7 protein-coding genes and 1 pseudogene are annotated in these 12,990 nt (G+C 45.4%); all 8 read left to right on the top strand.

Annotation, left to right across the window (positions count from 1 at the left end; translation table 11 throughout):
- Window positions 1–174 precede the first annotated feature (174 nt).
- The 8 genes and pseudogenes from KQI75_RS02935 to KQI75_RS02905 all read left to right on the top strand — a co-directional run bounded on the left by KQI75_RS02935 (window position 175) and on the right by KQI75_RS02905 (window position 12,932).
- A complete protein-coding gene (locus KQI75_RS02935; protein WP_216469181.1) occupies window positions 175–1,866 on the top strand; it encodes a recombinase family protein in 1,692 nt (563 codons plus the stop codon).
- A 434-nt stretch (window positions 1,867–2,300) separates the two neighbouring features.
- Window positions 2,301–2,468 (top strand): annotated as a pseudogene (locus tag KQI75_RS13545) (23S rRNA (uracil(1939)-C(5))-methyltransferase RlmD); the annotation flags it as partial.
- Window positions 2,469–2,488: 20 nt separating this feature from the next.
- Complete coding sequence (locus KQI75_RS02930) at window positions 2,489–3,178, top strand: response regulator transcription factor (RefSeq protein ID WP_216469180.1); 690 nt, start codon at window positions 2,489–2,491, stop codon at window positions 3,176–3,178.
- Entirely contained in the window at window positions 3,175–4,425 is a 1,251-nt protein-coding gene (locus KQI75_RS02925; RefSeq protein WP_407927177.1) for a sensor histidine kinase, read from the top strand. The genes KQI75_RS02930 and KQI75_RS02925 overlap by 4 nt, the downstream gene beginning before the upstream one ends.
- Window positions 4,426–4,537: 112 nt before the next feature.
- Complete coding sequence (locus KQI75_RS02920) at window positions 4,538–5,212, top strand: ABC transporter ATP-binding protein (RefSeq protein WP_216469178.1); 675 nt, start codon at window positions 4,538–4,540, stop codon at window positions 5,210–5,212.
- A complete protein-coding gene (locus KQI75_RS02915; RefSeq protein WP_216469177.1) occupies window positions 5,209–7,638 on the top strand; it encodes an ABC transporter permease in 2,430 nt (809 codons plus the stop codon). The genes KQI75_RS02920 and KQI75_RS02915 overlap by 4 nt, the downstream gene beginning before the upstream one ends.
- A 481-nt stretch (window positions 7,639–8,119) precedes the next feature.
- Window positions 8,120–11,938 (top strand): leucine-rich repeat domain-containing protein, encoded by a 3,819-nt coding sequence (locus KQI75_RS02910; RefSeq protein WP_216469176.1) that lies wholly within the window; start codon window positions 8,120–8,122, stop codon window positions 11,936–11,938.
- Window positions 11,939–12,113: 175 nt separating this feature from the next.
- Window positions 12,114–12,932 carry a 4Fe-4S binding protein gene (locus KQI75_RS02905; RefSeq protein ID WP_216469175.1) on the top strand — a complete coding sequence of 273 codons (819 nt, stop codon included), beginning with the start codon at window positions 12,114–12,116 and terminating at the stop codon, window positions 12,930–12,932.
- Window positions 12,933–12,990 lie beyond the last annotated feature (58 nt).

Raw genomic sequence — 12,990 nt, 5'->3', positions numbered from 1 at the left:
TTTACCGAATATCTTTCGTCCGGGGGCATACACTGGTACTGCCATTTCTTTGAATTCTGGCGTATATTGTTTGTTATAGTTAAACATCACTTCAACATTGTTCTTTTTTTCTCTTCAATATCATGTTATAATGATTTCAATAGTAAATCGTTTGTAATCAAGGTGGGGAAATACATGCAGTCTGCAAATAAAAAAATTAATGTCTATACATATACTCGTGTGTCTACTATAATGCAGATAGATGGCTATAGCTTGGATGCTCAGTTGAATAGTCTCCGCAAATACGCAGACTATAAAGATTATACTATTGTACGCGAGTATTCCGATCAAGGTTTCTCTGGAAAGAACACACAAAATCGTCCTCAGTTTATGCAAATGATGTCGGATATTCAAAAAAATACAGATCATGTTAAATATGTTCTTGTATTTAAGCTATCGCGTTTTGGTCGCAATGCTGCTGATATTCTATACTATTTGCAATTTATGCAAGATTGTGATGTAAATCTTATTTGTGTTGAAGATGGTCTTGATAGTTCCCAAAGTGCTGGAAAACTGATGATTTCCATTTTATCATCAGTTGCTGAAATTGAGCGTGAAAATATTCGTGCTCAAACTATGGCTGGTCGCCTTCAAAAGGCTAGAGAAGGAAAATGGAATGGTGGTTTTGCTCCATATGGTTATGACCTCAACAATGGTTTTCTTGAAATTAATGAAGAAGAGGCCAACGCTATTCGAATCATTTTCGATAAGTATGTACATACGACATTAGGTGTTGACGGCGTTGCCAAGTGGCTTAATGAACATGGAATTAAAAAAAGACCTAGGCAGAACGGGCATTTAACGAAATTTGGAACTCGTTATGTAGCTCAAATTATCGATAATCCTGTTTATGCAGGTAAAATCGCATACGGACGACATAAAACCGAAAAAATTTCAGGTAAACATAACGAATATCACGTTGTTAAGAAAAAAGACTATCCTGTATATGACGGAATACATGAAGCTATTGTAACTCCTGAACTTTGGGAAAAGGCGCATGAAAAACGTTTAGAGCACGCTCATCGTCCAGAAAAAAAGGTAAAAGAACATGAATACATTCTATCTGGTCTCTTAAAGTGTCCCGGCTGTGGTGCGTCCATGTACGGTATTCACTCTCAAAAAAGAAAACCCGATGGAACCTACTATCCCCCTTCATATGGCTATACATGTCGCAATCAAACTCGCCAATCCGGTTACACATGTACTTGGAAGCATCACCAAATAAATGCTAAAACTATTGATTCTTCTGTTCAAGATACTATTATATCTTTAGTGGATAATGCTCAATTTGCTCAAGTTTTAAAAGATTTAATCGGTACTTCTGTTGATTCAGATGAGCTTCAAGTTGCTTTAACAGCTGCTGAAAAAGAACTTCGACAAGCTAAGCAAACACAATATCAACTTGAAAATCAATTGGACTCCCTCGACGTGGAAGATACACATTATAATCTTCGCTATGAAAGTTTAAATCGCAGACTAGAAAATGTATTTATACGTATCGATGGAGCTAATCTTCGTATACAAGAAGTTCAAACACGTATAAACCATGTTCAACAGCGGCAGTTGTCACGAGATTCTGTATATGAATATCTTCTGCAGTTTCGCAAAGTCTATGATCTTATGACTGACTTTGAAAAGAAAACGTTTATGAAATCTTTTATTAGTAGAATTGAACTATTTTCTGAAAAACAGAAAGATGGTCGATGGGTCAAATCCATTCATTTTCATTTTCCTGTATATTATCATGAGCATCTGACAAAAGAAATTTTCCCACCTTTAAAAACAACAGATGAGACGGTCTGTTTGCTGTCAAAGAAAGATAAATAAGTGCTGAAAAGTGGCGTATTTCCGGGCTTTTTGCGAGGTTAGTATCATCAGAGAAGCCTTGCGGAAAGCTCGGTTTTCTTGTAGGGAAACATATCTACTTTTTAGTCTGACCGAAGAAAAAGTGGATGGTCGGAAAAATGCAGTAGGGTTTAGGCTGTGGATTAGATGTCATAGGTTGTGGCACTGAAATTGTTGTCAGAGCTGACCGCAGTTTAGGCTACTCGATATTAAGAGACAGAGTTGGCAGTGGAATAGATGTTATGGAAGTGGAGGCAGTATTGTCTATGGAAGAAAACTTAGTTCATAGCAGTTTGGAATTCTTAAAAGTACTTGAAAAGTTTACGCTTAAAAGTAAGCTGTTAGCCTGTCAACAGTTTTCAAGCAGGATAATGACCTGCTTTCAAGTGGATATGGTCAAGGCTTATGAAGAAAACATGAAGGTTTCCAATCTGTATATCTCATAGGTAAAGAGAAAATGCGGAATTGAGGTTGGAAAGAATTATAATTTACCTAAAAATGAAGATAGCAGGCAACCGCAGTGTCCAGAAGATAAAGAGAGTGCAATTGTGGAGGCATTGAAGCATTTTAAGATGAATAGTTAATAAAGAGAGGTGCATATGCTATGCCAAATATCCTTGTGGTTGAGGACGATGAAAACTTGAATCGTGGAATCACTTTTTCACTGAAAAAATCCGGATATGAGGTTTTTTCAGCAGAATCAGTGAAAAAAGCGAAAAGAATTGCAAGTGATAATAATGTGGATGTTGCCATTTGTGATGTGAATCTTCCGGATGGAAACGGATTAGAGCTTGTCAGATGGATGCGGAATTGTCAAAATGTATATATTATCTGTCTTACCGCGTTAGATCAGGAGACAGATCAGGTCATGGGATATGAAGCAGGGGCAGATGATTATATTACAAAGCCGTTTAGTCTTTCGGTACTTCTTTTGAAAATAGAAGCACATTTCCGCCGCAGACAGGAGAAAACGGAAGCCGGAAAGATGATTTCGGGAGATATCGTATTTATCGCAGGAGAAATGAAAGTCCTGATAAAAAGTCGTGAAATCAGTTTGACAAAAACGGAGTTGAAAATGCTGTCCTTTTTTCTTCAAAACCCGAAACAGATTCTTTCAAAAACACAAATATTGGAAAATGTGTTTGATCTGGAAGGGAATTTTGTGGATGAAAATACAATCGCTGTCAATATCAGAAGACTCCGTGAGAAAATCGAAGACAATCCGGCTGCACCGGTCTATATTAAAAACATCCGCGGGCTTGGGTATATATGGAATCAGGAGGTAAGTCAGTGACGAAACGACATCGTAAAAAGTGGGTTGATGCCTTGTCACTGGTGCTGCCGGTTCTACTCTTTTTTGCGGTATTGAACTGCTTTACCGCCTATTTATATTATCAGGATTATCAATGTAAAATGGATATCCTGACAGAAGTTGCGGCGGGCGCAGAGACCACCGGCATGGATGTTGCCGCAGGATGGCTGAAAGGAAACGACCATCAAGCCAATGAACAAGGTAAGCAATTATTAGAGCAATACGGGTACTGGGAAAACAAAGGGACTTCGTTTTATGTGCACTTCCGGCAGAATATCATGATAACCGGCTGTACAAGTGCAGTGCTATGTCTGTCTTTGCTAACGTTCCTGTTTTACCGGAAGAAAGCTGAGGCGAAAGAAAGTCGGAAACGATTGGAGCAGCTAGAGCAAATCCTGATTGCATTTCGGGAAAATCACTTTGAGGTAGTGCCGGACACAGAAGATCATGTCGGGCAGGGAAGACTGAAATTTCAGCTTGAAGCAATCGGACATCATATCCAGCTGCTGCAAGAGGAAGCCAGAGCGGAGAAGGAAAGCACAAAGGAAATGGTATCCGACATTTCCCATCAGCTGAAAACCCCGGTTGCAGCCTTGGATACCTGCTTTAGCATATTGCTGCGGAACAATCTGAGTGAGACGGAGCAACAGGAATTTCGCATCCGCTGCCGGAGTGCATTGGACGGATTGGAAACATTGCTGCAGTCTCTGCTGGAAATATCCAAACTGGAGACAGGTTTGATTCAGCTTGATCAGAAAACACTTCCCATTATGGATACGATCATCTCCGCAGTAAACCGAACGTATCCAAAGGCAGCGGAGAAAGGGATAGAACTTATTTTCGACTGCAACGAATCACTGGAGCATTGTGCACTCATGCAGGATAAACGTTGGCTTGGAGAAGCAATCATTAATGTTTTGGACAATGCCATCAAATACAGCCCAGAACATTCAAAAATCACGATCCGTCTACAAAAAAGAACTGGCTTTGTGAGAATTGAGATCGAGGATCAGGGAATCGGAATCCCGCAGAGTGAATACCATAAAATATTCCAGCGGTTTTACAGAGGGACTGCGCCGGAAGTCCGCGAAAAGAGCGGAACTGGCATCGGTCTGTATCTGTCCAGACAGATTATTGAGCAGCATGGTGGGACAATCACGGTAGCCTCCGGCAAAGTCAGAAAAGGAAGTACCTTTTTGATTCAGCTGCCGGAAAATGGACTTTCGTAGAGATGATGAGCAGAAGTCTTTCAAATCTGTAAGACTTCTGCTCTCTTTTTGAAAGTGAAATGAAAGGTTCCTTTGATACAATGCTGGTAAATAAGAAAAGGAGGCCATTGGAGTGGGCGTGATATTAGAAACGAATCAGCTTTGCAAATTTTATGGGACGGGGGAAAATCAGGTCAAAGCCGTCAATCATGTGAATATCCAGATTCAACAGGGAGAATTTGTCGCCATTGTCGGAAAATCCGGCTCCGGAAAAAGTACCCTGCTGCATATGCTGGGCGGGCTGGATACACCAACCAGCGGCAGCGTGATCTTGTCTGACAAGGACCTGTATTCCATGAAGGAGGATCAGCTTGCCGTTTTCCGGAGAAGAAAGATCGGATTTGTATTTCAGGCATTCAATCTGGTATCCTCCATCAATGTGTGGGAAAATATCGTTCTTCCGTTGGGGCTTGACGGAAAAAAAGTGGATAAAGCTTATGTCAATGATATTATCACCACACTGGGTCTTAAACACCGGATTCATAATCTTCCGAATACCCTCTCCGGAGGACAGCAGCAGCGCGTTGCGATTGCAAGAGCCTTGGTAAACAGACCGGAGATTTTGTTTGCGGACGAGCCAACCGGAAATCTTGATTCCAAGACAAGTGACGAGGTGATCGCGCTGCTGAAAATGAGCGCAAAAAAATATGGACAGACGATTGTAATGATTACCCATGATGATGAGATCGCGCAGGTTGCTGACCGTATTTTAGTCATCGAGGATGGACAGGTGGTGGATTTCAATTGAGGACGATCAGCAAAATTGCATTCAGCAACGACAAAAGAAATCGGACAAGAAGTGTCCTCATTATGACGGCGATTTGCCTGACTACCATGCTTCTGGTCATTATCAGTACAATTGGAAATGGACTGATCCTCTTACAGAAGGATCAGGCTGCAAGCTCATACGGAAGCAACTACGGCCTGTTTATCGCCGCAGACGGATCGCAGTTAAAAGAAGTAAACCGCCGTGCGGAAATAGATGCTACAGGCACTATGTGCACCGAAGGTATCATAAAAGGCAATGAAAAAGGCGGGTTTGTCTGCATGGATGAGACTGCAAGAAAAATGCTTCCTTATAATAAAGAATATGAGTTGAAGGAAGGAAAGTATCCGGAAAAAATGCAGGAAATTGCCGCAGGAAGAGCATTTTTTCGTGCAATGGGGTATGGTGATGTAAAGATCGGAGATACGGTTACACTGGATTACCGCGCAGGGATGCAGTCAGAATATAAGCCGGAAGAATTTGTTGTCAGCGGAATCCTATATGATCGGGATGAATATACCATCGAGGCTTCCTATGTTGTATTCGGTTCGCAGGATTTTTATAATGAGCGTGTTGCGGAGGGTGACAGGCAATATAATATCTATTTTACCTTGAGCGATTCTGCAAATGTATCTATGAATAATGTTGCGCCTGTTATAAAAGAAATCGCGGATTCCTGCGGCATTGACCAGAAAAACGTGATTATCAATGACCTCTACCTGCAATGGGTCTTGCAGCCGAGCTATGAAATGATTGTGGTTTGTGGAACCCTGATCCTCGGAATCGTGCTGTTTTCCGTTGTGGTCATTTATAATATCTTCCAGGTCGGGATCGCCCAGAAGGTTCAGGAGTACGGAAAAATCAAGGCGCTGGGTGCAACCAGAAAGCAGATGAAGCAGTTGATCTTTCGTGAGGGCATTCTTCTGGCGGTTCCTTCGATACCGCTGGGGCTGCTGTTTGGTTTCCTGATTGCAAAAGTCAGCTTCAACTGGCTGGTGGAGCAGGGAAATCTGGTATCGTCCGGAATCAAGAACCATCAGGTGCCTCTGTTTTCACTGACAATTATGCTCATCTGCATTTTGGTATCGTTTCTTACGGTCGTTTTGGCTCTGCGCAAACCCATGAAAATTGTTTCCCGGATTTCACCCATCGAAGCGACACGGTATTTTGGCGGCTCCAAAACGCAAAAACAGGGCAGACGAAAAGGCAGAAAAGATGTCACCGTTTTCTCCATGGCAATGGCAAATGTGACAGGCAATCCGAAAAGAACCATTGCTACGATTCTTACCATGGGGCTTTCCTGTGTATTGTTTGTAATTATCTCTAATTATGTAGGAAATATTGACACGGAGCACGAGGCGCGTCTTTCCGTTAATCATGGACAATTTGAACTGCAGCTGGATTATTCCCAGAATTATGATGAAGCCTATTCGGAGAATAATCTGGACACAATCCTACAGAACAACCCACTGAATGATTCTTTGATTAAAGAAATCAAATCCATCCCCGGTGTAACGGATGTACTGACGAGAGAAATCGTCTCTGCAGATCTGAACGGAACAAAATTTCCGGTTGCAATCGTAAATCAAGAGGATTTTGAAATGATGCGCGAGGATGGCGATATCGGTTCCATGGACTATGCACAGGCTGTCAAAAACGGGGATGTTTTCTTTGGCTGGTCCATGTGGATGGAAGCTGACGGGTATTCTGCGGGTGCACCGATTACATTCAACTTTGATAACGGAAGCGGAACCTATACCTATCATGGAAAAATCGCAGGCTCCTTTGTAAGCGCGGACACTTATCTGGTCATTCCGGAAGAAGTATACCGTTCCATGAATCCGAGGGGAACAGCCTATGGCTATCTGTGGGTGGACTGTGATAAAAAAGATGTGGCATCTGTAGAGCAAAGCCTGAATGACCTGCTCTCCGATACTTCTCATATCAAGCTGAACACCTATCACGCAGAATTGCAAACCGCAGAATACGCAAGCCGTATGATGAAGCTTGGCTGCTATCTGTTCATGGCAATTGTCGGTCTCATTGGGTTTATGAATCTGGCAAACACCATGATCATCAATATCACCACGAAGAAGCAGGAATACGGTGTATTACAGGCTGTGGGTATGACAAATAAACAATTAAATTTATGCCTGCAGTTACAGGGACTGATTTTTACGGTTGGCACCATATGTGTAGCACTTATCGTTGGTCTGCCACTTGGCTATGCACTGTTTTCCTATGCGAAGCATAATGGAATTTTTGGAATGAACGTTTATCACGTTCCTCTTATCCCGATTCTTGTTATGATTCTTCTGGTTGGTGTTCTACAAATTGTGCTTTCCCTCGTTTTAAGCAGTAATCTGAAAAAGGAAACGCTGGTTGAAAGAATCCGGTATCAGGGATAGCAAGTAAAAGGAATATCTGAATTGTAACATGCTTATCTGGCAGACTGCGGTAATGCTTGATGCAAGAAGAATAACGGATAAATGCACGAATCAGGAAAAAAAGGAGCGAAGCACCTGCCAATCACGGCGGGTGCTTCGTGCTTTCCGGAATAGTATGAATGGAGATTTGAAATGATATGGCAGCAGAAATAGAAATTCTAATTTGCGCTGGTTATATATAGTGTTAAAAAATTGCGCGCCGAGGAAATATTTTCTGTACATTCCGACCAAAATAATGTATAATTGAATCATGTAAATTGTTGACGCAAGCGTACAATCCCGCCCGAAGCTCCCTTTGCGCAAGGACGCCAGAGCGGCAGATGTTTCAGGTTATGATTTTCAAATCAGCAGGAGGTGATTGACACAGCCAAAAGCAGCCAGGGGACACAGGTGGCGGTGACGTACAGCCGCTATCCACGACAAAACAATTGGGAGGAAGGTTATGAAAAAACAAGTATGCAGTAGTTTACTTGCGCTGACCATGACGCTGGGCACGGTGACACCGGCGCTGGCGGCAGAGACAGAGACCAACGTGCAGTCTGCCGCGTGTACCTGCACCGCGGCGTGTACGGAGGAAACCCGCAACATGGATTGTGCCGTGTGCGGCGCAGAGGGAGCACCGCTGACGGACTGCGCACAGGTCAACGCACAGGACGACACGAACAACGAACAGCAGACAGCCAACGCGGAAAACGGCTTTGAATACACCGTAACGGGCGACGAAGCGACGATTACCGGCTACACCGGTTCGGCGAAGAGCCTTGTCATCCCGTCGGAGCTGGGTGGCAAGCCGGTAACGGAGATTGGGAGATTTGCTTTTGCACATTGCGACAGCCTGACGGAAGTAACGATTCCGGAAGGTGTGACGAGCATTGGAGATAGTGCTTTTCGGAATTGCAGCAGTCTGACGAAAGTGACGATTCCAAAGAGTGTGACGAGCATTGGAGATTCTGCTTTTTACAACTGTGATGCTCTGAAAACCGTATATTACGGCGGCTCGCAGACAGACTGGGGTAAGATTTCGATTGGCAGTGATAATGACCCGCTGCTGAAGGCAGAAATTATCTGCGCCATTCAGGAGTCCAACGGCTTTGCATACACCGTAACGGGCGACGAAGCGACGATTACCGGCTACACCGGTTCGGCAAAGAACCTTGTCATCCCGTCGGAGCTGGGCGGCAAGCCGGTCACGGCAATTGCGGATAAGGCGTTTTACGGATATAAAACGCCGAATATCTATATCCCGAAAACCATCAAGAAAATTGGAGAGGATGCTTTCTGGGGAACAGTTATTTCGGATGAGTTTCGATTTATATGTTATGAAGGCACAAAGAACGAATGGGCGAATATCGCTATCCAAAAAGGTAATGAGCAGTTAGACCCAAAGTATTTGGAGGGTGATCCTCCTTCGGCTAGGCCATACGAATGCAATCTGTCCGGCGATATGGTTTATCAGGCTTCGGATAACGCGGCGACTCTTGTTCGTTACTTCGGCGCGGACAGCAAGGTGGACATTCCCGCCGAGCTGGGCGGTAAACCGGTAACGGAGATTGGAGTTGGTGCTTTTGGTTTTTGCAGCAGCCTGACGGAAGTAACCATTCCAAAGAGTGTGACGAGCATTGGAGAGATGGCTTTTTATGATTGTGGAGCTTTGGCAACCGTATATTACGGCGGCACACAGGAGGATTGGGATGCGCTGGAGAAGAACATTGGCGAGGAAAATACCCCGCTGCTGAACGCAAATATCATCTGCGCCATTCAGGAGTCCAACGGCTTTGCATACACCGTAACGGGTGACGAAGCGACGATTACCGGCTACACTGGTTCGGCGAAGAACATTGTCATCCCGTCGGAGCTGGGCGGCAAGCCGGTCACGGCAATTGCGGATAAGGCGTTTGAAGGATATAAAAATATGGTTAATATCTATATCCCGAAAACCATCAAGGCAATTGGAGAGGATGCTTTCCAGAATGCAACTTCGAACTTGATTCGATTTATATGTTATGAAGGCACAGAGAACGAATGGGCGAATATTGCTATCCAAAAAGGTAATGAGGAGTTAAACCCAAGAGAGTTTGACGATGTGGCTTGGTTTAGGCTATACGAATGCAATCTGTCCGGCGATATGGTTTATCAGGCTTCGGATGACGCGGCGACCCTTGTTCGTTACTTCGGCTCGGACAGCAAGGTGGACATTCCCGCCGAGCTGGGCGGGAAGCCGGTAACGGAGATTGGAGAATGGGCTTTTGCGTATTACAGCAGCCTGCCGGAAGTGACGATTCCAAAGAGTGTGACGAGCATTAGAGCGTTTGCTTTTCGGAGTTGCGGCAGCCTGACAAAAGCAATCATTCCGGAAGGTGTGACGAGCATTGGAGAGAGTGCTTTTCAGAGTTGCGGCAGCCTGACGGAAGTAACGATTCCAAAGAGTGTGACGAGCATTGAATCCTTTGCTTTTTCCGAGTGTGAAGCTTTGGCAACCGTATATTACGGCGGCACACAGAAGGATTGGGATGCGCTGAAGAAGAACATAGGCAGTGATAATGACCCGCTGCTGAGCGCAAATGTCATCTGCGCCATTCAGGAGTCCAACGGCTTCGAGTACACCGTAACGGGTGACGAAGCGACGATTACCGGCTACACCGGTTCGGCGAAGAACATTGTCATCCCGTCGGAGCTGGGCGGCAAGCCGGTCACGGCAATTGGCGAGAAGGCGTTTGAAGGATATAAAAATATAGTTAATATCTATATCCCGAAAACCATCAAGGCAATTGGAGAGGATGCTTTCCAGAATGCAACTTCGAACTTGATTCGATTTATATGTTATGAAGGCACAGAGAACGAATGGGCGAATATTGCTATCCAAAAAGGTAATGAGGAGTTAAACCCAAGAGAGGCTTGTTTTAGGCTATACGAATGCAATCTGTCCGGCGATATGGTTTATCAAGCTTCGGATGACGCGGCGACCCTTGTTCGTTACTTCGGCTCGGACAGCAAGGTGGACATTCCCGCCGAGCTGGGCGGGAAGCCGGTAACGGAGATTGGAGATAATGCTTTTGCGTATTACAGAAGCCTGACGGAAGTGACGATTCCAAAGAGTGTGACGAGCATTGGAGATGGTGCTTTTGATAGTTGCAGCAGCCTGACGGAAGCAACGATTTCGGAAGGTGTGACGAGCATTAGAGAATTTGCTTTTGCGTATTGCAGCAGCCTGACGGAAGTGACGATTCCGGAAGGTGTGACGAGCATTGGAGTGGGTGCTTTTCAGGGTTGCAACAACCTGACGGAAGTAACCATTCCAAAGAGTGTGACGAGCATTGGAGATCGTGCTTTTTATGATTGTGAAGCTCTGGCAACCGTATATTACGGCGGCACACAGGAGGATTGGGATGCGCTGAAGAAGAACATTGGCGAGGAAAATACCCCGCTGCTGAACGCAAATGTCATCTGCAAGGAAAAGCCGAAGATCTGCAAGGGCGGCAAGGAAGTGAAGATTTCCAACGGCGCGCACGAAATGCGCATCCACGGCAAGAGCTACGGCACGTTTACCTTCGCGTGGGTAGATGACAAGGCGGGCTGGTCGATTCAGAATGCCGACGGCAAGTACCTGTCCTTTGACAACGGCAAGCTGGTTCTGCGTGACACGGCGTATGTTTGGAAGTATGACGCGAAGTTCTACACGAAGACGGAAGAAAAGACAAGCTCCGGCTGGGGCTGGTGGGGCCGTCCGAGCACCAAGGTGACCAACTGGTATCTCGTCGGTGACGGAACAGACCTGTCGATTTCCAAGTCGGACACGAACGCGGATGTGAAGCTGTATGACGCAATGGAATCCACGGAGCACAGCTTCGGCAAGTGGACGCCTGCGGAAGATGGCAAGCACACAAGAACCTGCACGATCTGCGGCGCGACCGAGACCGGCGACTGCACCTATGAAAACGGTGCGTGCACGGTTTGCGGCGCACTGGATCCGGACAATGCCAGCGTTTCGGTCAGCGCGACCGTAACCAAGCGCACCTCCGGCGGTGGCGGCTGGTGGTGGTGGAACCGCCCGACGACCACAACGTGGGAGGCACGCATCACCGCAACCGGTACCGGCGTGGATATTGATAAGGTGGAGTATTCCGACGATGGAAAACATTATCTCACCGGCACGAGCTTTACCAGCGACACGGAAATTACCAAGTTCTATATCCGTGTGACGGATTCCAAGGGCAATGTCACCAAGTGGCTGTATGAGAATGGCAAGGTGACGCAGAAGTAACGACTGACAGCTCCCTGACCCGCGCGGAGGCGGTCTGTCTGCTGTCAAAAAAATAAATGCCAAAAAGCGGCGGATTTCCGGACTTTTTGCGAGGCTGCTATCATCAGGAAAGCCTTGCGGAAAGTCCGGTTTTCCCGTGCGGGAACATATGTGATGCTGCATCTGAGGTTTTTTCATGAAAAAGACAGTTTTTCCTATTTTACTTTGGCTCATCTTTGAGACCGTTGCGGTGGTGCTCTGGCAAGCCAAGGACAATTTATTTTATCTTTTGAATTTCAGCTACATCGGCACATCGCTGGCGATTGCCCTGCTTTTATTTGCGCGGCGGCATCCCCACGCGCGGCGCGTTTCGCAGCTGCTCATTGGCACGTATATGCTGGTATATCTGGGGCTGATTTGTCAGGAAAACATGCAAATAGAAGGCTTCTGGTATTATTTGTTTACCGGTGTCTTTGAAGCCGCAACCATCCACTATGCCGTTGCCAAAATTTTCGGACCGTTGCTTTTCGGCAGAGGCTGGTGCGGCTATGCCTGCTGGACAGCGATGGTGCTGGATTTTTTGCCGTTTCGGCAGCCGCACGCACCGCGAAAAAAGCTCGGGTTTGTTCGCTATCTGACGTTTATCGCCTCGCTGCTTTTGGTCGCGGGTCTGTTTCTCTGTCATGTCGGAAATCTCGAACGCATCATGTTTTGGCTGTTTATCGCCGGAAATATCGCATATTATGCTGTCGGCATTGCGCTGGCGTTTGCATTGCACGATAATCGGGCGTTTTGCAAATATATTTGTCCGATTACCGTGTTTCTCAAACCGATGAGTTATTTTTCGTTGATTCGCGTGACATGCGACAAAGAAAAATGCGTATCCTGCGGAAAATGCAGACAGGTCTGTCCGATGGATGTAGACGTCACAGACAATACAAGAAAACGAAAAAACGGAACAGAATGCATTCTCTGCATGGAATGCGTCAAAGCCTGTCCAAAAAAAGCATTGTAATAACAACTAGGAGGTTTCTATGAACGGTATTATTACTACTGCAAAAATAATGTCTATC

It is taken from the genome of Butyricicoccus intestinisimiae (assembly GCF_018918345.1).
Taxonomy (GTDB): domain Bacteria; phylum Bacillota; class Clostridia; order Oscillospirales; family Butyricicoccaceae; genus Butyricicoccus_A; species Butyricicoccus_A intestinisimiae.
The sequence above is the reverse complement of the archived record's forward strand: the minus strand, read 5'-3'. Positions and strand labels throughout refer to the sequence as shown.

Coding starts and splice junctions, on each gene's coding strand:
- KQI75_RS02930 (WP_216469180.1), top strand. CDS start 2,489: ATGCCAAATATCCTTGTGGTTGAGGACGATGAAAACTTGAATCGTGGA.
- KQI75_RS02905 (WP_216469175.1), top strand. CDS start 12,114: ATGAAAAAGACAGTTTTTCCTATTTTACTTTGGCTCATCTTTGAGACC.
- KQI75_RS02910 (WP_216469176.1), top strand. CDS start 8,120: ATGAAAAAACAAGTATGCAGTAGTTTACTTGCGCTGACCATGACGCTG.
- KQI75_RS02935 (WP_216469181.1), top strand. CDS start 175: ATGCAGTCTGCAAATAAAAAAATTAATGTCTATACATATACTCGTGTG.